The organism is Helicobacter sp. NHP22-001, assembly GCF_030270165.1.
In the GTDB taxonomy this organism is placed as follows: Bacteria; Campylobacterota; Campylobacteria; order Campylobacterales; family Helicobacteraceae; genus Helicobacter; species Helicobacter gastrofelis.
In genome coordinates this window covers 114,473-136,084 of sequence record NZ_BSWS01000001.1, presented here as the reverse complement: position 1 = coordinate 136,084, position 21,612 = coordinate 114,473, and the positions used below count along the sequence as shown (strand labels likewise).

The 21,612-nt window shown below is 47.3% G+C and carries 21 protein-coding genes; 15 read left to right on the top strand and 6 right to left on the bottom strand.

Annotated features, from left to right (window positions below; all coding sequences use genetic code 11):
• Positions 1 to 5 precede the first annotated feature (5 nt).
• Positions 6 to 1,694 (top strand): SEL1-like repeat protein, encoded by a 1,689-nt coding sequence (locus QSJ47_RS00675; protein WP_285602121.1) that lies wholly within the window; start codon positions 6 to 8, stop codon positions 1,692 to 1,694.
• Here the strand turns inward: QSJ47_RS00675 and QSJ47_RS00670 are convergent.
• Together QSJ47_RS00670 and crdR are read right to left on the bottom strand one after the other, a co-directional pair.
• The gene (locus QSJ47_RS00670) at positions 1,684 to 2,898 is read right to left on the bottom strand and encodes a sensor histidine kinase (RefSeq protein ID WP_221271763.1); all 1,215 of its coding nucleotides are present in this window, start codon (positions 2,896 to 2,898) and stop codon (positions 1,684 to 1,686) included. The two genes, QSJ47_RS00675 and QSJ47_RS00670, sit on opposite strands and share 11 nt — an antisense overlap.
• Positions 2,880 to 3,515, bottom strand: a complete 636-nt coding sequence (gene crdR, locus QSJ47_RS00665) for a copper response regulator transcription factor CrdR (protein ID WP_221271762.1) — start codon at positions 3,513 to 3,515, stop codon at positions 2,880 to 2,882. Before crdR ends, QSJ47_RS00670 begins: the two co-directional genes overlap by 19 nt.
• A 162-nt stretch (positions 3,516 to 3,677) precedes the next feature.
• Here crdR and QSJ47_RS00660 point away from each other — a divergent pair, with 162 nt between their 5' ends.
• From QSJ47_RS00660 to selD, 14 genes are all read left to right on the top strand, one after another.
• Positions 3,678 to 4,715, top strand: coding sequence for a cytochrome-c peroxidase (locus QSJ47_RS00660; RefSeq protein ID WP_285602353.1), 1,038 nt, complete (start codon positions 3,678 to 3,680; stop codon positions 4,713 to 4,715).
• A gap of 52 nt (positions 4,716 to 4,767) precedes the next feature.
• Positions 4,768 to 4,956, top strand: a complete 189-nt coding sequence (rpmB, locus tag QSJ47_RS00655; RefSeq protein ID WP_221271761.1) for a 50S ribosomal protein L28 — start codon at positions 4,768 to 4,770, stop codon at positions 4,954 to 4,956.
• Between the two features lie 20 nt (positions 4,957 to 4,976).
• Complete coding sequence (locus tag QSJ47_RS00650; protein ID WP_221271760.1) at positions 4,977 to 6,116, top strand: potassium channel family protein; 1,140 nt, start codon at positions 4,977 to 4,979, stop codon at positions 6,114 to 6,116.
• Positions 6,117 to 6,150: 34 nt separating this feature from the next.
• The gene (locus QSJ47_RS00645) at positions 6,151 to 7,137 is read left to right on the top strand and encodes a lipid A deacylase LpxR family protein (protein ID WP_221271759.1); all 987 of its coding nucleotides are present in this window, start codon (positions 6,151 to 6,153) and stop codon (positions 7,135 to 7,137) included.
• A complete protein-coding gene (locus QSJ47_RS00640) occupies positions 7,137 to 8,000 on the top strand; it encodes a hypothetical protein (RefSeq protein ID WP_221271758.1) in 864 nt (287 codons plus the stop codon). The genes QSJ47_RS00645 and QSJ47_RS00640 overlap by 1 nt, the downstream gene beginning before the upstream one ends.
• A complete protein-coding gene (locus QSJ47_RS00635) occupies positions 7,997 to 8,335 on the top strand; it encodes a diacylglycerol kinase (protein WP_221271757.1) in 339 nt (112 codons plus the stop codon). Before QSJ47_RS00640 ends, QSJ47_RS00635 begins: the two co-directional genes overlap by 4 nt.
• An 8-nt stretch (positions 8,336 to 8,343) precedes the next feature.
• On the top strand, positions 8,344 to 10,761 hold the full coding sequence (gyrA, locus tag QSJ47_RS00630; RefSeq protein WP_285602120.1) for a DNA gyrase subunit A: 2,418 nt from the start codon (positions 8,344 to 8,346) through the stop codon (positions 10,759 to 10,761).
• Positions 10,762 to 10,783: 22 nt separating this feature from the next.
• Positions 10,784 to 12,493: a DUF262 domain-containing protein gene (locus QSJ47_RS00625; protein ID WP_285602119.1), complete on the top strand. Its 1,710-nt coding sequence runs from the start codon at positions 10,784 to 10,786 to the stop codon at positions 12,491 to 12,493.
• 78 nt (positions 12,494 to 12,571) lie between these two features.
• Positions 12,572 to 12,925, top strand: coding sequence for a hypothetical protein (locus tag QSJ47_RS00620; RefSeq protein WP_260321583.1), 354 nt, complete (start codon positions 12,572 to 12,574; stop codon positions 12,923 to 12,925).
• On the top strand, positions 12,922 to 14,061 hold the full coding sequence (locus QSJ47_RS00615; protein ID WP_285602118.1) for a sigma-54-dependent transcriptional regulator: 1,140 nt from the start codon (positions 12,922 to 12,924) through the stop codon (positions 14,059 to 14,061). The genes QSJ47_RS00620 and QSJ47_RS00615 overlap by 4 nt, the downstream gene beginning before the upstream one ends.
• Positions 14,062 to 14,108: 47 nt before the next feature.
• Positions 14,109 to 14,951: an aldo/keto reductase gene (locus tag QSJ47_RS00610; protein ID WP_285602117.1), complete on the top strand. Its 843-nt coding sequence runs from the start codon at positions 14,109 to 14,111 to the stop codon at positions 14,949 to 14,951.
• Positions 14,952 to 14,963: 12 nt separating this feature from the next.
• Positions 14,964 to 15,887 (top strand): cysteine synthase A, encoded by a 924-nt coding sequence (cysK, locus tag QSJ47_RS00605; protein ID WP_285602116.1) that lies wholly within the window; start codon positions 14,964 to 14,966, stop codon positions 15,885 to 15,887.
• Entirely contained in the window at positions 15,868 to 16,389 is a 522-nt protein-coding gene (epsC, locus tag QSJ47_RS00600) for a serine O-acetyltransferase EpsC (protein WP_221271748.1), read from the top strand. The genes cysK and epsC overlap by 20 nt, the downstream gene beginning before the upstream one ends.
• A 43-nt stretch (positions 16,390 to 16,432) precedes the next feature.
• Positions 16,433 to 17,389 carry a selenide, water dikinase SelD gene (selD, locus tag QSJ47_RS00595; RefSeq protein ID WP_221271747.1) on the top strand — a complete coding sequence of 319 codons (957 nt, stop codon included), beginning with the start codon at positions 16,433 to 16,435 and terminating at the stop codon, positions 17,387 to 17,389.
• A gap of 33 nt (positions 17,390 to 17,422) precedes the next feature.
• Here the strand turns inward: selD and QSJ47_RS00590 are convergent, their stop codons facing one another.
• From QSJ47_RS00590 to dnaG, 4 genes are all read right to left on the bottom strand, one after another.
• Positions 17,423 to 17,764, bottom strand: a complete 342-nt coding sequence (locus QSJ47_RS00590) for a serine protease (protein WP_285602115.1) — start codon at positions 17,762 to 17,764, stop codon at positions 17,423 to 17,425.
• Between the two features lie 106 nt (positions 17,765 to 17,870).
• Positions 17,871 to 18,713 (bottom strand): DUF5718 family protein, encoded by an 843-nt coding sequence (locus QSJ47_RS00585; RefSeq protein WP_221271743.1) that lies wholly within the window; start codon positions 18,711 to 18,713, stop codon positions 17,871 to 17,873.
• 16 nt (positions 18,714 to 18,729) lie between these two features.
• Positions 18,730 to 19,788 (bottom strand): 7-cyano-7-deazaguanine synthase, encoded by a 1,059-nt coding sequence (locus tag QSJ47_RS00580; RefSeq protein ID WP_221271741.1) that lies wholly within the window; start codon positions 19,786 to 19,788, stop codon positions 18,730 to 18,732.
• Positions 19,785 to 21,443, bottom strand: coding sequence for a DNA primase (gene dnaG / locus QSJ47_RS00575; RefSeq protein WP_285602114.1), 1,659 nt, complete (start codon positions 21,441 to 21,443; stop codon positions 19,785 to 19,787). The genes QSJ47_RS00580 and dnaG overlap by 4 nt, the downstream gene beginning before the upstream one ends.
• Between the last annotated feature and the right edge of the window lie 169 nt (positions 21,444 to 21,612).

The window sequence follows — 21,612 nt, the reverse complement described above, 5'->3', positions numbered from 1 at the left end:
GCAACATGGCAGAGTTTGAAGATGACAGCTCTGAAGAAGAGGCCTTAGAGGAAGAGCTAGACCAAGATTTAGACACACAATCTGAACTAGAGTACGGGGAATACCTAGCCATTGCTAACCAAGCCCTCAAAGGCAAAGATTATCCAAAAGCTCTAGAAAACTTTACCCGTGCAGCTGATTTAGGCAGCGTGCGGGCTCTAGTGGGGCTTGGCGTGATGTATGCAAGGGGCAAGGGGACAAAAGTTGATAACGATAAGGCTATGCACTATTTCCAGCGAGCCGCTGACTTGGATGACATGCAGGCGCTCGTGAATTTAGGAGTCATGTATGACTTGGGGCGTGGGACGAAAAAAGACTACCAAAAAGCTCTTCACAATTTCCAAAAGGCTGCAGCCTTGGGAGACATCTACGCGATCAACTACCTCGCTTTAATGTATCGCATGGGCAAGGGAGTGGGGGTGGATTATAAAAAGTCTATAGAATATTACGAAAGGGCAGCCAAACTAGGCAGCATTAAGGCCTTGGTGAGCTTGGGTGTCATGTATTACGAGGGGCAAAGCACGGAGGGCAAGGATCATGCTAAAGCTTTTGGTTATTTCAAAGAGGCGGCGAAGTTGGGCGATGCCAAAGCCTTTTACAATCTAGCCATCATGTGCGAGAGCGGGGAGGGGGTTACTAAAGACAGCACAAAATCTGCGGAGTTTTTTAAAGAGGCAGCAAAATTAGGCTTTGCCAAGGCAATTTACACTCTAGCGACCATGTATGAAAGTGGAGAGGGGATGGACAAGGACATAGAGGAGGCGATTAAACTCTACCAAGAGGCGGGCAACATGGGCGATTCCGATGCGCTTTGCAGTCTGGGCACTTTATACCGCACAGGTAAGGGCGTGGAGCAGGATAAATACAAGGCCCTAGCCTATTACCAACAAGCTGCCGACTTAGGCAACGCCAACGCCATGGAAAATGTCAATGCCATGCAAGATCAGATGGGTAAGCAAAAGGCGCAAACTTTCTACAATTTAGGGGTGGTCTATGCCAGTGGGCAAGGTATCCCAAAGGACGAAAAGAAAGCTTTAGAATACTTCGAAAAGGCCGCAGATTTAGGCTATGCTAAGGCATATTACAATCTGGGTGTGATTTACAGCAGGGGGCTTGGGGTAAAAAAAGATTACGGACGCGCTTTTGCATGCTTTCAAGAGGCGGCAAAGCAGGGTGAAGTGGAGGCTTACTACAGCCTAGGACTGATATGTGAACACGCTAGGGGAGTAGAAAAAAACATTTTGCGAGCCATTAGGTATTACGAGCAAGCAGGGGCTTTAGGCAACGCCGCTGCAATGCACCACTTAGGCGTACTCTACCATGTGGGTAAGGTGATGGCTAAAGACTCTAAAAGGGCTTTTGAATGTTTTCAAGAGGCGGCCAGACTTGGCTCGGTGAAAGATTGCTACAATTTAGGCGTGATGTATAGCAAGGGAGAAGGGGTAGAAAAAGACATTGAGCAGGCTTTAAACTACCTTGAAAAGGCGGCAAGTTTGGGCAGCTCGGATGCGATGTATAACATGGGCGTGATTTATTACAAAGGCGAGGATGTGAAACAAGATTTAGACAGGGCGATCGAATGCTTTAAGCGAGCGCACAAAATGGGCAACGCCCGGGCACGCCAAATTTTAGCGTCCTTGTTCTCTAAGAATTAAAATACACCCTAAAGACATTGCAAAAGATGTGGGGATCATCGGTGGGCTGGCTCTCAATTTCTAGGCTAAAGCCATAGCGCACGCAAATTTGTTGCACTAGGTCTAGCCCGATCCCATAGCCCTTTTTATCATAATCCAAACGGCTGTAACGCTCAGTTAAAGCCTTGATTTTAGACTCTGGGATGGCTGCTCCGCCATTACTCACCTCTAGGCAATCCTTTAGAAGCACTTTAACAAAGCCCCCCGGGTGGTTGTATTTGAGGGCGTTCATTAAAAGATTGCTCACTAAAGTGGCGATGTCCTCTTCGCAGGCCTTAAAGGTCTTGGATTCAAGCTGGCTACTTAAGCTCACATGGTAAAAATGTGCCATCTGCTCTAAGGCGGTGATTTGCTGGGCTACCAAGCTTTTTAAGTCTAGCAAGCGGGGCTCTTCTTGGCGTAATTCCTGAAAGTAGAGATAGGCTAGGCGCTCGTAAAGGTGGGAGATGCGTTTAGCACTGGCTAAAATCCCTAAGATTTTGGGGTCGTTTGTTTGTTTATACAGAGCTTTAGCGGCGATGAGCAGGGCAGCGATGGGGGTGTTGAGCTCGTGGGCGATGTTTTGGCTAAAGGTGTTGATGCGGCTGCGTTCACTGGCTAGGGGCTGTAAAAACAAGTGGGCTAAAAAGAAAGAAAGCACCCCCACGCAGGCAAACACCCCTAAAAACACTAAGAATACGCGGCGGTAAAGGGCGGTGAATAAATGCGTGGGGTGTTCTTCCTCCAAGATCACCAAATCCACGCCCAAATGCCCAAAGGTCTTGTTATCCACTAAGTAAAAGGCGTTGTCTTGGTCTAAAAACACGGGAAAGGGCCCGTCCTTGCCAAAGAAAGCCAAACTTGTGGCGTCGCCAAAGTCGTGGTTGTAAAGCACATGTTTAGCCGCATCTAAAAGCACGAAGTGCACATGGCTGTATTTATGTGCTAGGGTCTTAAAGGGCTCGTCCAAGTGGTGCATGTGCGCTTGGATGATGTCTTGGGTGAGCTGGTTGCTTTGGCTTTGTAGGCGGGCCTCAGTGCTTTCTAAAAAAATGCTCTTGGCATTGTGGAGGAACAATAGGGCGATGAACACAATGAGCACAAAAGACGAGCCCAAATACAGCCCCACAAAACGGCGCAAGGACTGCTTTTCATAGGTGTTGAGTTTCATGGAATTTTTAAACAATAGCCTAACCCCTTAATGTTTTGTAGTTGTTCTTTACCTAAAAGCTTACGTAGGTTTTTAATGTGGCTGCGCAAAGTTGAGCTGTCCACGCCCTCATAATCCCAGACATTGGCGATGATTTGCTCGCTGGCCAAAACTTGGTTTTTGTGGCGGATAAAAAATTCGAGCAAACGTTTTTCTTTGGGGCTTAAGAAGTGAGGCTTGTCGGTGTGCAAGACCCCGTTTTCATAAAAGCACTCGGGGTTGATCTGTAGCTTGGGGGGAGTGAGCAAGCGCTCCATACGCAGGCGCAATTCTTCTAGTTCAAAGGGCTTTTTGAGGTAGTCGCTCGCCCCCACAGCAAAAGCCTTACGTAAAGCGTGGATGTCGCTACGCACACTGATAAATATCGTGGGGGTGCTGATGTTTAAATCCCGCAGGGTTTCTAACAGCCCAAAACTATCGCCCTCGGGCAGCTGGACATCTAAAAGCAAGAGATCAAAGCTCTGTTGGCTCAAAATCTCTAGGGCTTGGGCTTGGTTATACGCCCCCACCACTGCAAAGCCTGCATTTTCCAAAAACTCCGCTAGGATTTTATGCAATAAAAAGTCATCCTCTAGCAAAAAAAGCTTTTTCATAGCGGGTATTCTAACATTTTTTGTTATATAGTGGGGTTTTGTGTTAAAATAACTAGGTTGCTTTGCAACAACACAAACCAAAGGATTTTTATGCCAAAAATTTTTAAGTTTTCTCTCTGTGCCTTGCTTGCTCTAAGCGCACCTTTAAGTGCGCATAAGAAAATGGATAGTATGGGGCTCATTAAAAAAGCCCTAGAAGCAAACCTAGTCCCCATGCCCATAGGCAAGGATTTAGACAAGTTCTTAGCCCAAAAAGTCAAAGAATTGGACTTAGAGTATAAGGGTGCTGTGATGACGAAGGCACAAATTGAGTTGGGTAAAAAACTCTACTTAGACCCGAGAATCTCCACTTCCTATTTGATCTCTTGCAACACTTGCCACAATTTAGGGCTAGCAGGGGTGGATTTGGTGTCTAGGGCAGTGGGCGAGGGCTGGAAGCCCAACCCCCATTTTTTAAACTCCCCCACGGTGTATAACTCCGTGTTCAACGCCGTGCAGTTTTGGGACGGACGGGTGGCACACCTAGACGAGCAGGCCAAAGGTCCCATCAGCAACCCCGTAGAAATGAACGCTAACCCTAAAATTGTGGAGGCAAAAATCAACTCCATGCCCGGCTATGTCAAAGCCTTCAAACGCGCTTATGGCAACAACATTAAAATCGATTTAAATTTAATCACCGACACCATTGCCATGTTCGAAGCGACCTTAGTAACCCCAAGCCGCTATGACGACTTTTTGCGGGGCAATGTCAAGGCGTTGAGCCGCCAAGAGCAAGAGGGTTTAAAGGTGTTCTTAGATAAGGGCTGTGCGGGTTGCCACAATGGCATTAATTTGGGCGGGATGATGCAACCCTTCCAGGTGACTGCGCCTTATAAGTTTGCCAATGTGGGCGACTTCAAGGGGGATAAAAATGGCATGGTCAAAGTCCCCACTTTGCGTAATGTCCTAGAAACCATGCCCTACTTCCACAATGGGCAGTTTTGGAACATCAAAGATGCGATCAAAGAAATGGGTGCAATCCAACTGGGTGTCACCATCAACGATGAGGAGGCGACAAAAATCGCTACCTTCTTCAATGCGCTTACGGGCAAGAAGCCCACGATTGTCTACCCAGAATTGCCCGTAATGAGTGCGAGCACCCCCAAACCGCAAGGTATCATGGAGGGCGACAAACAACCCGCTAAGCAACCCACGCACTAATTTAAGCGCAACTTGGGTATAATGCTCGCTTTATTTTGCAAAAGGAGAAAAAATGGCAAAAAGGTGTATGTTGAGCCACAAGGGGCCTATGGTGGGTAACCGCGTGAGCCACGCCAACAACAAGAACAAGCGACGTTTATTGCCTAACTTGCACACCATCCGCATCACCCTAGAGGATGGCACAAGGCAGAAGATCAAAGTTGCCACTTCCACTTTAAGGACCATGCGTAAGAGCCAATAGGCGGATTAGGGTGTCCTTTAATGTTGCAAAAAATTAAGGGATTTCTCTCTTCTGTTAAGAAAAAGAAAGTCAAGGCGGATTATAATTTAAACGCCGAGATTTATGAACAATTTGAGGCTTTTAGACTCCCCTTAGTTTTAATCCAATGTTTTATCTTGGTAGGGACTTTGGGCTATTTAGCCTTAGAAGATTACAACCTCGTCCAAGCCTTTTTCCAAACCACCTACACCTTCACTTCTACAGGTTTTGGGGCACTGAACGAAAGCCACTTTGGCACGATCAGCGTCTTTTTCACTTCCATCATCATGTTCTGCGGTACGGGGGTCGTTACCTTTAGTGTCGCCGTTTTAATCAGCGTCATCAACAAGGGCGTTTTATCTAGGCTCATTAGGGAGAAAAGAATGATCTACAAAATCGCAAGGCTCAAAAACCACTATGTCATCTGCTACCACAACGAATACACGATTGAACTGAGCAAACAATTTAGAAGCGCACAAATTCCCTTTGTGGTCGTGGATAATAAAGAGGGCTTTGAAGAAGAGGCGATCAAGCACAAATACCCCCACTACATCGTGGGCGACCCACACACAAACCTCGCCATGTTAAAAACCCACTTAAGCAGTGCAAGGGGGGTTGTCACCTTCTCGGAGATTTTGCCCGTCAATGTGGCGCTCATTGTGAGTGTGCGGCTCTTTGAGAAGGAACTCAAACGCAAGCCCTACTATGTGATTGCCAGCGCCCACACCGATGAGGGTTTGGAGAAGTTAAAAAAACTTGGGGCAGATAGCGTGGTCTCGCCCACAAAACTGATGGCGCAAAGAGTGAGCGCAATGGCGATCCGCCCTGACATGGAGAATATCCTAGAAAAATTCATCTACAAAAAAGACACCTTGCTCGACCTAGAGGAGGTGATCGTGCCTAAAGAAAGCTGGCTGGTGCAGCGCAAACTCAAAGAGGCGCACTTTAGGGAGATCACCAAAGTTTTTATCATCGGCATTATCCAAAAAGACGGGCGTTACATCCCCATGCCCGATGGAGAGGCGATCATTGCCAGCGAGTCCAAACTTTTAATGATCGGCACTTCTGAGGGCGTGGAAAAGTCCAAATCCTTTATTTTGCAACACCAACGCCCTATGGAAATGGACTACATCACCCTATAAGCCCCCACTAGACTTTTTTAGCTATAATAGACAAATGAAACCGCACTTGCCCCTTTTTTGTGTCCTTTTTTGCTCTTTAAAAGCCCTCACGCCCTACCACAAGCAATACATACAGCTACTCACAGAGGATGATGGCTACATCAACCCCTACATTGACCGCTACTACACGGCGGGCACAAGGATCGGCTGGGTGAGTAAAGAATACGATTACAACCGCAAGAAATCGCCCATGTCTTGGGCGCATTTTGTGAGCTTACAGGGCAAGAAAGAGAGAGAAACCCGTTTTAACATCTACCTCACGCAGGACATGTATACCCCCACTCTAGCTAACCGCAAACTTCCCATGCCACTTAAAGGTGAGCACCTTTATGGAGGGTGGTTGCGCTTAAACTTTGGGATTTTCCAAAGAAGCGCGCACTCTTTAGAACACACCAGCGTGAGCTTTGGCATGGTGGGACCCTCTTCTTTGGCTGCGCAGACGCAAAATCTCATACACACATGGGGGCATGACCCAAAATTTTTAGGCTGGAATAGCCAAATCAAAAACGAATTCATCTTTGAGCTCAACTACACTTGGATACAAAAGCTTGACTTTTATAAAAGCCGTTTTTTTAGCATAGACATGTTGCCCGCCGCTAGCTTTAGCTTAGGCAACGCCTTGACTAACTTTAACTTAGGCACGACTTTGAGGGTGGGCTATAACTTAAACGCTGACTTTGGGCCTAACCAAATCCATAGTAACTTTGCCGGGGGTGAGCCTTACAGCAACCGCTTTTCTTTCTATGTCTTTGCCGGGGCAATGGGCTCGTTTCAGCCCCTAGATATTTTCGTGCAAGGCAATGACCCACAAACGCACAACATTACACAACTGCCCTATTTTCTCTACGATGCCCAAGTAGGGGTGGCGATCCTTTACAAGGGGTGGCGTTTTGCCTTCAGTGCCATTGACCTTAGTAAAACCTTTAGAAACCAACGCCAAAACCACAATATCGGCAGTATAGAATTGGACCTAGCTTTTTAATGCGTAAAAAATTCATGTTTATTTTACTCGGGATGGGCGGGCTTTTATGTGTGTTGCTCTTGGGCGTGGGCTTGAAACTGAGCGGTGATGTCAAACGCAAATTAGAGCAGAGTTTAAACCGTCTCGCCACAAATATCCACGCCAAACCCTTTAAATGCTCCGGCTTTAAAAACATTGTGTGCCAAAGTACGGGCGTTTTAGGGCAAACGGGCACAATCAAAGTCGCTCTAGAGGAAGTCAAGACAAACGCCTTGCGTTTTAAACTCGATGTCCCCACCATCCACACCAAAGAGGCGTGGCAGCCCACAAACGCCCATTGCCTTTTAGATTTGAGCCTAAAGGACACTTTAATCGGGCAGAATGCTTGCCACCTTAAAAACGCCAAGGCCACCTATGAGTTTTTTTTAAACGCCCGTTTTAAGGAGGGCAATAAGCCCGTGAGCTTAAAAAATCTCTTAGGCAAGGACTCTCCCACGAAGGATTTAGAGGTTCTGGTGGAGCGGCTAGGCTTTAGAGCGTCTTCTAAGGACATGCGCTCCTTACTCTACCCCGTTTTACAAAAGAGCGGGGACATTAAAGACCCCCATTTTGACGCACACGCCTACGACAAGGCGTTAAAAGAAATCGCCCGCTCGTTTAAAGGCACGATTTTAGTCGGGCTGTTGGTGGCGGGTTTGCAAGATGAAGTGGCAAAGGCGAATGACTTGTCGCAAAAGTTTTTAGACTTTGCCAACAACAAACGCGACTCTGTGGGCTTTGAGCTAGTGAGTAAAAACGCTCCCTTTAAACGCTGGCAAGATTTAAGAAACTTTAAAGAGATTTGGGCGTATTTGCCCCACTTCTCGCTAAAGGTCTTGCCTTGAAACGCATTTTACAAGCGTGGCTTTACTCTAAGGCGGGGCTAAAAGCGGCGTTTAAAGACGAGCCCGCCTTTAGGCAGGTGGTGCTCTTAGCCCTTTTGGGCTTTATCGGGGCGTGCTTTGCGGCACACAGCTTTACGCAATTTGTTTTGCTCATTTTGCCCGGGGTGTTGTGTATGATTGTGGAGCTTTTAAATAGTGCGATTGAAAATGCCGTGGATTTCACGGGCACACACAAGCACCCCCTAGCCAAAAAAGCAAAGGACATGGGCAGTGCCGCGCAATTTGTGGCGTTGGTGTTTTTTATTTTAGTGTGGGGGGGTTATTTTGTCTTTTAGGAGCACTGATGGAAGTTAAAGATATCAAAATTGAAGAGTCCTTACAAGAGAGTTATTTAGACTACTCGATGAGCGTGATTGTCGGGCGGGCATTGCCGGACGCTAGGGACGGGCTAAAGCCCGTGCATAGGCGGATACTCTATGCCATGCACGAGCTAGGCTTGGGGGCGAAAGTGCCTTATAAAAAGAGCGCGCGCATTGTGGGCGATGTGATTGGTAAATACCACCCGCATGGCGATAGTGCCGTGTATGAGGCTTTGGTGCGTATGGCACAGGACTTTTCTATGCGTTTGCCCTTAGTCGATGGGCAGGGCAATTTTGGCTCGATCGATGGCGACAACGCCGCCGCGATGCGTTACACCGAAGCACGCATGGCAAGGGCGAGCGAGGAGTTGCTAAAAGACATTGAAAAACAAACCGTGGATTTTAGCGACAACTACGACAGCACCTTACACGAGCCAGACATTCTGCCTAGCCGTTTGCCTAATCTTTTAATCAATGGCTCTAGTGGGATTGCGGTGGGGATGGCAACTTCAATCCCCCCACACCGCCTAGATGAAATCATAGACGCTTTAATTTGCGTCTTAGAAAACCCCCAAGTGGAGCTACTAGAGCTTTTAGAGATCGTGCAGGGCCCCGACTTCCCCACCGGGGGCGTGATCTATGGCAAGCAAGGGATTTTAGAGGCTTACAGCACGGGCAGAGGGCGGATTAAGGTTAGGGCGAAAACCCGCTTTGAAAAGACGGGCAGCCGAGAAAGTATCATCATTGAGGAAATCCCCTACCAAACCAACAAGGCTAAATTAGTCGAGCAAATCAGCGAATTAGCCAAGGATAAAATCGTGGAGGGGATTGCAGAGGTTAGAGACGAATCCGATCGCGAGGGGGTTAGGGTGGTGATCGATTTAAAAAAGGACGCGGTGGCGCAGATTGTGCTAAATCACCTTTACAAGTCGAGCAACATGGAAACCACTTTTAGCATGATCATGCTTGCCATTTACAACAAAGAACCCCGCATTTTCACGCTCTTAGAACTCTTAAAACTCTTTTTGCTCCACAGAAAAACCATAGTGATCCGCCGCACCATTTTTGAGCTAGAAAAGGCAAGGGCAAGGGTGCATATTTTGGAGGGCTTGTTGGTGGCTTTGCAAAACAGCGAGGCGGTGATCGCCTTGATTAAGAGCAGTGCCGATACTTTGGGAGCTAAAGAAGCCCTAGCTAAAGTACATAATCTTAGCGAGGAGCAGAGCAAGGCGATTTTAGAAATGCGTTTGCAACGCTTGACAGGGCTAGAGCAAGAGAAAATCCAGCAAGAGCATACAGAGTTGCAAGCGCAAATCGCCTATTTGCAAGGCATTTTAGAGCATGCCGACAAATTAAACGCCTTGATTAAAGAGGAGCTTTTAGAGGTCAAGGAGAAATTCAGCACCCCACGAAAAACCCAAATTGAGGAGGACTATGAGGGGCTAAGTGCTGAGGACTTGATCGCGCATGAGGATATGGTCGTTACCGTGAGCCACAGAGGCTATGTCAAACGCATGCCCTTAAAGGTGTATGAGCAACAAAAAAGGGGCGGTAAGGGCAAAATCTCAGGCAACACGCATGAGGACGACTTCATTGAGTTTTTCTTCAGCGCCAACACCCACGACACGATTTTATTCGTTACGAACATGGGGCAACTTTATTGGCTGAAGGTCTATCGTATCCCTGAAATGGGGCGTAATGCGATCGGCAAGGCGTTAGTCAATCTCATAGACTTACAGCCCGGGGAGCGGATCAAGGCGACTTTATCCACCCCTGATTTTAGCCCCGATAAATCCTTGGTCTTTTTCACCAAACAGGGCTTGATTAAACGCACGAATCTAAGTGCCTTTGGGCGTATCCGTGGGGGGGTTAGGGCGATCGTGCTTGATGAGGACGATGCCCTTGTTACCGCACAGATTTTACACTCAGGTACGCAAGAGTTGTTTATGGCAAGCTCTAAGGGGTATTGTATCCGCTTTGGCGTAGAGGGGGTGAGAGAAATGGGGCGGATCACGCGGGGGGTGATTGGCATGCGTCTTCGATCGGGCGATGAGGTGATCGGGGGGGGCGTGATTTCTAGCGAGCAAGAGAAGTTACTGAGTGTCAGCTCTAAGGGGCTAGGCAAGCAGACTTTGGCAGGGGCTTACCGCTTGCAAGGGCGGGGCGGCATGGGCGTGATCGCCATGAAAATCACGCAAAGAACGGGCGATTTGATCGGCATTGTGAGCGTAGATGAAAGCCAAGATTTAATGATTCTCACCAAAAATGGCAAGATGATCCGCATGCCTATGGATAGCATTAGAGAAACGGGGCGTAACGCCAGCGGTGTGAAACTTGTGAGCGTGGAGGGCGATGGCGTGGTTTATACGAACACTTGCCCGAAAGAAAATGAAGTGGAATAGAAATTAAAACAAAGGAGATCATATGCAATCCCAGTCCCAAACTTTAGAAAAGTTTTTTAAGGACAGCTATACAATTCCCCTTTACCAACGTGCTTATTCGTGGGAAAAAGAGCAGTGGGGTCAGTTCTTGGCAGACTTGGAGGAGGTGACTCGTGGGGGCAATAAATACTATTTTGGAAATGTGCTGTTAGAATCGCTAGAAGATGAAACACATATTGACATCATCGATGGGCAACAACGCATCACCACGATCCTTATTTTTATTCGTGCCCTACACAATGTCTTGGCAGAGAGAGTAAACAATGAGGATAAATTAGGTCAAAATGTCAGCGAAGAAAAGTTTTTAAGTTACCTGATTGAAGATTTTCTTGTGAATCGAGATGTGCCCAAGCTCCAAGCTGTTAAATACGATAACCCCTATTTTCAGGGGATGATCATCACAGACAATGCAACAATGCGTCAAGACCCTAGAACGCCCTCCCAGCAACGCATTAAGGGGGCTAAAGATTTTTTTATCGACCGCTTAAAAAAATATGAAACACCGCATATTTTGGATCTGCTAGACAAAGTCAAAAATGCCACCGTACTCCGCACAGAATTTCAAAATAAAAAAGATTCTGTTTTGATATTTGAGTTGCAAAATAACCGGGGCAAGACTTTAACCCACATGGAACGGCTCAAAAGCTATTTGGCTTACCAAATCTACACCTATAGTAAGAATCGACAGAGTGCAGAAAGACGCTTAAAGAACATGGCGCGTGTGTTTGAAGGCATTTATGGCATGCTTTACTACCTTGGGAATTGGGAGGAAGATACGATTTTGCGCTTCTTCAACATCTCTTATTTCAAGCAAGGCTATGATTATAACGAGAATGATGAAAATTATAACTATAAGAGGGACTTACACGATTCCCAAACAGGTGATAAGCTTGAATGGATAGAAAGCTACACCGAAGAGCTGAGAAGTGCTTTCATGGATTTTGAAGAGTTTTATCGCTTGGACAATCCCCATAAAAATTTTCTTGTCAAATTAGATATCGTACACGTTTATCCCTTTATCTTTAAGGCTTACCGCATTTTTAGAAATGCTCCGGAAAAGCAAACTCTTTTAGAGCAGGTCTTTAAAGCTTTAGAGGTCATCGCCTTTAGGGATAAGCTGATTAGAACCCGTGCAGATTTGCCCACAAGGCTACAAAAAGCCCTGCAGGATTTTGAAGATGTGCCCACTTTGCGTCAAAAACTTAAAGAGATTTGCGCCGACAAATCTTACTGGGCAGATACAGCACTGACCAATGCGCTTAGGCCAGAAGGCTATGACGATCACTGGCGCAAAAATGCAAGCATCATTTTAGGGCGTTATGAAAATTATTTGCATGCACAAAAGTCCCGCACCAAAGGCTATACGATCAACATTGAGAATCCCCAAATTGAACACATTGCGCCACAAACAGAAAATAACGAAAAACTCAAGAGCGGATACTGTGATTACGATGAGAACTTTTATCAAAACTACCTCCATTGTATTGGCAATCTTTTGCTCATCGATGAGGCACACAATGTTTCCATTGGCAATAGGGATTTTGCAGAGAAACTAGAGAGCTACAACAATGCGCCACCCCTACTCCAGCAAAAAGAAATCAAAGATTTTGTGCAGGATAAGTGGGATAAAGAAGCCATTGAGAGACGCCACAATAAGATTGTAGATTTTGTACTCAAAACTTGGAGTCTATAGGGTGTGGAAACACTAGGGGCGTTTTTTAAAATCTTTTTGTCAGCATGTTTGATAGGGTCTTTATATGCTGAGGAGTTTGTGCTCTCTTACCGGGTGCAAACGCATAATGGCATCGCCACAAACGAGGCGTTTGGCTTGAGCCGGGCACTTAAAAAACACCCCTATAACGCCAGCTACACCTGCGATATACCCGTGAATGAGCCCAAATTAAGCCCCCCCCAACAGCCCTATTTGCTCGACATTCTGCTGAAAAGCTACCAAAATGCGGTGGTGGATTGTCTGTATAAGGGCGAGGTTTGGGTTAGGGCCAGCGGGTTTAACAGCCAATTACAAAACCAAAACCAAGCCAGCCTAGACATACACGCCCCAGCCAGCGTCCATTTAGAGGGGGGGTTGTTGGTGCTAGAAATTTACGAGAAGGGAGAGAAATGAAAATCGCCATTGTAGAAGACGACATCAACATGCGTAAGAGTTTGGAGCTCTTTTTTAGTGATCACGAGGATTTAGAAGTGGTCGCCTTTAAAAGCCCTAAAGACGCATTAAAAGCCATAGACGAAAGCTTTGAGCTCATCATTACAGACATCAACATGCCCCAAATGGACGGGTTGGAGTTTTTACGCAAACTAGAAGGGCGTTTTGAAGCGATTGTCATCACGGGCAACGCCACGCTCAATAAAGCCATCGAGTCGATCCGCTTGGGGGTGAAGGACTTTTTTCAAAAGCCCTTTAAGCCTGAATTGCTTTTAGAATCGATTTATCGCAGCAAGAAAGTCCTAGAGTTTCACAAAATCCACCCCGTGAATAAATCTTGCAAAAAAGAGTTTTTCATCGCCACTTCGCAAGCCCTAGAGGCGGTGAAAAAACAAGCCCTAAAGGCGGCCATCACCGATGCGAGCGTGTTTTTACAAGGCCCTAGCGGGGTGGGTAAAGAGGTCTTTGCCCACTTTATCCACGAGAACTCCAAGCGCAAGGGCGCGCCCTTTGTGGCGATCAACATGGCCGCGATCCCCGAGCATTTGCTAGAGTCCGAGCTCTTTGGGTTTGAAAAGGGGGCTTTCACGGATGCCACCAGTGCTAAAGCGGGCTTGTTTGAGAGCGCCAATAAAGGCAGCGTGTTTTTAGATGAAATCAGCGAAATGCCCTTGAAGTTACAAAGTAAGCTCTTAAGGGCGATCCAAGAAAAAGAGATCGTGCGGCTAGGCAGCCACAAGCCCATTAAAATCGATGTCCGCTTTATCTCCGCCACCAACACGCAAATCCAAGAGAAAATCCAAGCCAAAGAGTTTCGAGAGGATTTATTCTTTAGATTGCACACCATCCCCCTTAAAATCCCCCCCCTGAAAGAACGCAAAGAAGAGATTTTATCTTTAGCCGAGTGGAAGTTACAAGAGGTGCTGTGTGCCTATGATTTGGGTAAGAAGTGCTTTAGCGAGCAGGCCAAAGAGTGCCTTTTAAATTACACGTGGCATGGCAATGTTAGGGAGTTGCTCTCAGTCGTGGAGCGGGCGGCGATCTTAAGCGAGGGGGTGCAAATCAGCGAAAAGGATTTGTTTTTAGAGCGTAGTTAAGCTTTTTATGTTAAGGTGAAAGCTCATTTTGATTTTAAGGAGAAAAAATGGAATTTGTTACTTTGAATAACCAAGTCAAAATGCCCCTTTTGGGGATCGGGGTGTTTCAGCTCCAAGATTGCGAAAAATTAATGCTCGAGGCGATTGAGAGTGGGTATCGCTTGTTTGACACCGCCCAAATGTATGGCAATGAGGCAGGCGTGGGACAGGCGGTGAAAAAAACCAGCGTCCCCCGTGAAGAGTTGTTTATCACCACCAAAGTGTGGTTTAGCAATGCTGGGGAGCAAAAAGCTAAGGCATCTGTAGAAAAATCCTTGCAAAAAATGCAATTAGATTATTTGGATTTGGTGTTGATCCACCAGCCCTTCAACGACTACTACGGCACTTACCGCGCCCTAGAAACCCTGCATAAAGAGGGCAAAATCCGCTCCATTGGGGTGAGTAATTTCTATCCGGGCCGCCTAGCCGACATCACCACCTTTAGCGAAATTGTCCCTGCTGTCAATCAAATTGAAGTCAATCCCTTTTTTCAACGCCACCAAGACCAAGAAAACATGCAAAAATACAAAGTCCAGCCCCAAGCGTGGGCACCTTTTGCTGAGGGCAAGAACGACATTTTTAAACACCCCGTGTTGCAAGAGATTGCCAACAAACACCAAAAAAGCATCGCCCAAGTAATCTTGCGTTGGATCACCCAAAGGGGCATTTCTGTTTTATTCACTTCAAGCAAGAAAGAAAGGGTTGTGGAAAATGGAAAAATCTTTGATTTTCGCCTCGATCAAGAGGACTTAGACAAAATCGCCACAATGGACACAAGGCAGAGCGTGTTTTTCGACCACAGAGACCCTAGTGGACTAGAATACTTGGGGACCATCCCCTTTAACGCTTAAGAAAGGCAGTCTATGATTTACAAAAACGCTTTAGACTTGATTGGCAACACCCCCATTTTAAAAACCAGCAAGCTGTTAGAAGAGGGGGCAGGGGATTTGTATGTCAAATTAGAGAAGTTTAACCCCGGGGGGAGTGTGAAAGATCGGGCAGCATTAGGGATGATCGAGCAGGCAGAGAAAAGCGGTCGGCTCACTCCGGGCACAACCATAGTCGAGCCCACGAGTGGAAACACGGGGATCGCCCTAGCCTTGATTGGCTTACTCAAAGGTTATAAGGTCATCATTGTGATGCCTGAAAGCATGAGTGTTGAACGCCGAGAGCTCATCAAGGCTTATGGGGCAGAGTTGGTTTTAACCCCGGCAACACAAGGCACAAAAGGGGCGATCGACAAAGCCCTAGAGATCGGGGCAGCCCCCGGGCATTTTATCCCCCAACAATTTGAAAATCCGGCTAACCCTGATAAGCATTACAGCACCACAGCTGAGGAGATTTTACGGGATTTGCCCCAAGTGGATGCCCTAGTGCTAGGCGTGGGCACGGGGGGGACAATTGCGGGTGTGGGGCGCAAATTTAAAGAGAGCGGGCACAAGGCACAAATCATCGCCGTTGAGCCGGCACAATCGCCCATTTTGAGCGGAGGGCAGCACAGCCCTCATAAGATACAGGGCATTGGTGTGGGCTTTGTCCCGGGCAATTACGACAAAAGCGTGGTGGATGAAGTGATTGCCGTGGATGAAAAGGATGCGATGAACACCGCACGGCTCTTTGGGGCAAAAGAGGGGGTTTTAGTGGGGATTTCTTCAGGGGCGGCGATTTTTGCGGGCATGCAGGTGGCGCGCAAACTAGGCAAGGGCAAAATGGTTTTGACCCTTGCAGCTGATGGGGGAGAAAAATACATCTCCACCGGACTTTACAATGATGGATCTCATTTATAGCCTAGAGCGTGCTTTAGCACAAGACCCGGCGGCACGCAATAAATTGGAGGTGTTGTTGCTTTATCCGGGCGTGCATGCCTTGATTTTGCACCGCCTTGCCCACGCCTTGCACCAAAGGCATTTTTATTTTCTTGCCCGTGCACTCTCGCAATTTAGCCGCTTTTTGACCGGGATTGAGATTCACCCGGGGGCAAAGATTGGGCGGGGGTTGTTCATCGACCATGGCATGGGCGTGGTGATTGGCGAAACCACGCAAATTGGCGATGATGTTACGATTTACCATGGCGTAACTTTAGGTGGCACGGGCAAACTTAAGGGCAAAAGACACCCGACTTTAGGCAACCGGGTGGTCGTGGGCGCAGGGGCAAAGGTGCTAGGGGCGATCACCATTGGCGATGATGTGAAAATCGGGGCAAACGCAGTGGTGCTCGCCGACTTGCCCAGCGGTTCTGTGGCGGTGGGCACAAAAGCTAAAACCATTTTCAAGGAAACTAATGGCTGAAGAATTGACCCAATTTGTGCGCTGTGCGGGTTGAGCGGCTAAGGTGGGTCTGGAGGACCTGAAACGAATCACGGCTAAGCTCAAACAACCCCGCTTTGAGGGTGTTCTCTTAGATTTTAGGGACAAGGATGATTGCGGAGCAATAGAAGTGGGTGGCTCTACGCTCGTGCAAAGTGTGGATGTAATTCCCCCTGTGGTAGATGACCCCTACATTTACGGGCAGATCGCCACAGCCAACGCCCTGAGTGATGTTTTTGCCAAAGGGGCTAGGGCAATCAGTGCGCTCAGTATCCTAGCGTGGGATCAAGAGCATGTGAGCGCTAAGAGCGTGCAGGCGGTTTTGCAAGGTGCGTTGGATAAGCTGAATGAGTGTGCTTGCGCGCTCTTGGGGGGACATAGTTTGAGTGATGTGGAACAAAAATTTGGCTTGAGTGTTACGGGGCTTGTGGAGAAATCCTTGTGGCCCAAGAGGGGGGCGTGCGTGGGCGATGTGCTGATCCTTACAAAGCCTTTAGGCAGTGGGATTCTCACCACTGCCCTAAAGCGCAAGATTTTAAAAGAAGCCCCCCACGCCCTAGAGAGCATGGCAAGCTTAAATTTAAAAGCCATGCGGGTTTTGCAAGACTTCAGCGTGCATGCTTGCACGGATGTTACAGGCTTTGGGCTTGTGGGGCATTTGGCAGAAATGCTAACCCCCGGTATTTCCTTTGAAATAGACACCGCACAAGTCCCGCTTTTGGAGGGGGCATTAAAGTTTGCCAAAGAGGGGGTGTATCCTGGGGGTAGTGTGGCAAATAAAAAAGCCCTGCAGGGGCAGGTGTTAAGCCAAACAAACCTACCCGACATTCTCTTCTATGATGCGCAAACCTCGGGGGGCTTGCTTGTGGCTTTGGAAACTAGAGAGGGGGCAGAATGCGTTAAGATCCTGCAAGATCAAGGCGTGGAGGCGCAGACGATCGGGCGGTGTACACTTGGCAGGCAAAAGATCGCCCTACTCTAAACCACTCCCAAGCCCAGTGGGAGTTCACTCCCCCTAGCCCTCAATCCTTTGTAATTTGTCTTCGTAGCGCTTAATAGAGGTGAGAGTGTTGTTGTGTGTGCGTCTAAATTTTTCAAAAGACTCACGGATGGATTGCATGCCGATTTTGCACTGTTTGGACAAGGAGCGCAAGCGCATGTAAACATCACCAAGCGGTTTATAAGCTTTATAGCGGTTCATAAAGAAAGTGTGCCGTTCTAAAACATCCCTACATCCATAAAGCTTCTTTTTACTTTCTCTTAAGTAAGTGGCGTAAGCCGCCTCTTGGCGCATATATTCTTGTTTAAGCTGGTTAAATTCGTGACTCGGATCTGGATTGATTTGTTTTTGTTTCATATTTATCCTTTATTAATAAAATTGGACCTCATTCTAAGCTTATCTTGCTTAATAAACTTTTAAAGACCTCAACTTGGGGATTTTATCCATAAAAAACCACACAGATTCAGTTAATATTCTCCAAGAGCACCTTTTGTTGGATAATGGAGGTGTCGGCTAAAGAGGCTTGTAACAAAGTGTTGGAAGCCGTCATCTCTAAAATTTTGTCAAAGCTGTAGCGGCGGTGGTTGTAGACAATGATGGTGATCGTGTCGCCCTGTTGCAAAAAATGCTCTTGGGCAAAGGGCATGTAGGGCGTGGCCCCGATGGCGATCAAGAGTTTAGAGGGGTAGTTGTGCGCTCTTAGGATTTCTTGTAGGTCCTCTAAAACTCCCGTGTCTCTTTGGGTGTTCAACATTTCCACGATCCAATCCATGAGTTTGTCGTAAAAATACTCATATTTGACGAGTTTAGAGTTCTCCCCATAGACATGGGTTTGCCCTTCTCTAGTTAAAAACGAGGCGATGGAGAAGTCGTTACACACGCCTCCATAGACAAAGCGGTCAATGGGCAACTTCGCCCCCATGCCCTTAGAAGCCCTAGAAAAATTCTTTTTAGCCGACAGCCTTTTGGCGGGGAAGTTGCGGATCGAGCCATCGTTGAACGCCATGAAGTAGTGGGGGGTGATGCTCTCCACCAAGTGCTTGTCATTATAGGTGATTTCACACTCTAGGGCGATCTCTGGCTCGGCTTGGGCGCGCAAACTCAAATCATCGGGCAAGACCATGACTTCATTGTCCATGCAATCACGCCCTAAATAGCTCGGATCGTTGGGCAAATAAAAAGGAAAAAGCCCTTTAGGTGCGTCTTTCTCTATATGTTTCATGTTGATAAAGCTGTGTGCTTCGCCTGCTTGCTCTAAATGCTTTGCAAAGTTACCCACAACCCCTAAACCGATAAAGTCTTGCATCCTTTCTCCCTTTGATTTAAGTTAAAAATAAATAGCTCTGCGCCTTTTCTCTCTCAAGGGGGCTAAGGCTAAAGGCTTCATCCCCCACCTGCACGCCATAATCCCGACCACTCTCACTTTTAGCATAACTGAGCACAATCTGTGCAGCTAATTTTTTCTCCTCACGGCTTGCGCTCTTCTCCACAAGTCCTAAGGGACCCTTGCAATCGAGCAACTCGATTTTTTCCATTAGAGGGTGCGGGGCTTCAAGTTTGGCATTTTCTAGCTCATTGCGCGCTACAATCACTCGGGTATTCCCCACGACCATATAACGCCCCACCTTGACAAGCACATTGTCCTGCACCACCATCTCCTGCTGTGTGCGCTGGCGGTGGGCTTGCAAGTCTTTAAGCTTGCGGCTCACGCCCAGATCAGTGAGCAAGCACCCCCCGCTAGGGTTTTCATAGTGCTCAAGCCCAAGCTCTTTGACTTTTTCTAATTGCATGCTGCGCCCCCGCCCTTGCACACTTAAGAGTTTCGCTCTATCCACCCACCCCTGTTTTTCAGCAAAACTAGGTTCTAAAAGCTGTGCGCTCATAGGTCTTAACAACAACTCGTCTAAGGTCTTGGGTTTGCTGTGGTCATCACCTCTGCGATCTAACAAGCCATCAAAGCAACTTTCAACCCCAAAACCACGCACTAATTTTTTTACTTGATCCATCGCTTCGCGCCTTTGGCTCTTGGGGCGCTGGCCTAGCACCTCCCCGCTGATGACAAAGTCCGCCTTGAGTTCTAAAAGCTTGTAAAAGGCTTGGCGGAACATATTGGCGTGGCAATCGATGCAGGGGTTAAAATACTTGCCATAGCCGTATTGGGGCTGAAACAAGACATGGTTAAAAAACTGCTCTTGGATGTCGCATAAAAGCAATTTTGCACCCACTTGCGCGCTGGCTTTCTTTAAGTACTCTCTCTTGTCCTTATTGCCTCCAAACCCGATGTTAAAATGTAGGGCAATGACTTCAACCCCTTGTGAGGCGACAAGGTGCATGGACAGCAAGCTGTCTAACCCTCCGCTAAACAACGCTAAGGCTCTCATACTTTGACTAGTTCTCCTTGGTTGGATTGGTGTAACTTCGTCCGCCACAAAGCAAGCATTTCTAGCCTTTGGCTCAATTCTAGACCGGGAAGGTAGTTGATTTGCTCTAATTGTGCGGCGCAGTGGCGTTTAATAAATAGGACTAAATGTGCCTTAAAATCTTTGTCTGGAGGGGTGGCCATAGGCAACCTCTCGTCTAGCTTAATGGCGGCAATTTGCGCATCTTCGGGCTGGGCGTTGCACAAAAGTAAAAAGGCGTGGGCGCAGTGTTTAAAGACTTGGGGGGTGCTGATGTAGACCTTTGCCTGCCTAAGTAACTCGGGGTAGAGCGCCATGTATTTGATCAACAACTCTTCTAAGGGGTCGCTGATGGGGCGTTGGGCTAGGGGCTGGGGTTTTGGGTTTGGGGATTTAGGCTTTTGGGGGCTAAAAAAGCGCAAAGAGGTTTGCAACAGGCTAACCGCCATGGGCTTGTAGTCTTCTTGCACCACGGGGGGTAGGCTATGTAAAAAGGCTTGGACTTGCTCAAAGGCTTGCTTTTTTTGCAAAGGGTCATTCAAATTGCAATCCTTGGTGAGCCCCTGCAACACAAACTCAATGAAGGGGATGGGGCGGGCTAAAAGAGTTTTAAGCTCCTCTATCTGCCCTTGTAAAACCATGTCGGCGGGATCAAGCGGAGGGGTTAAAAGCACCACACCCCCACTTTTGAGCTCCTTGGCTAAAAGCTGGCTTGCCTTAAACGCTGCTGTGCGCCCTGCTTTGTCGCCATCATAAAGCAAAATGACAGAAGGCTCGCCCCGACCTAAGACTGGCAAATGCTCAGGGGTTAAAGCTGTGCCTAGCGTGGCAACCGCCGTATTAAACCCGGCTTGGTGCAGTAAAATCACATCTAAATAGCCTTCTGTCAAAATGAGTTGCTTAGTTTTTAGGATATTTTGGCGGGCTTGGAAGTAGCCATAGAGCAATTTAGATTTATTAAACAGCGCGCTTTGGGGGGAGTTGATGTACTTAGCCACCTGTGCGTTTTCTTGCAACACCCGCCCCCCAAAGCCCACAATCTTGCCATTAGGGTTGTGTATGGCAAACATGAGGCGGTTTGCAAAACGCACAAAGGTTTTTTGCTGGTCGTCCTGACCCAAAACCCCCAAATCCAACAGCGTTTTGGTGTCTAATTTATGTGCTTGGATATAGCCAAACACGCTTGAAGGCACACAAAAGCCCAAAGAAAAATCCTTTAAACTTTGTGGGCTTACCCCCCTTTGCTCTAAATACTCAAGTGCATGGGGGGTCTTACCTAGCTGGGCTTGGTAGCACTGGGCGATTTGCTCTAAAAGGTCTGTGCGGGTTGTGGGCTCTTTGGCGTGGGTGAATTGCAAGGGGAAGTTAAACATGCCCGCTAACTTTTGCGCCGCTGTGGGAAAATCCACCTTTTCATATTCCATGATAAAGGTAAAGGCGTTGCCCCCCTTAGAACAACCATAACAACGGAAGGAATTGCGTTGTGGGCTAACGATGAAACTTGGGGTCTTTTCGTCGTGGAAGGGACAGATTGCTTGGTAATTGCTCCCCACTTTTTTAAGTGTGATGTAGCTTTGCACCACCTCCACGATGTCGGCGACTTGTTTGAGTTGTTCTAAGGACTCTTGCGTGATCATGTTTAAGAATTTAGCATAGGTAACTTTGATTTTGCCTAAAGGCGTATACAGGGCGGCTTAGTCCAAAACTTTATAATTTTAGTAATAAATAACTTTAGCCATTTACTATAAAGTTTATTTAGTTGAATATTTTAATCCTGCCCTAAGCCTTGACTTACGCACAATTTTT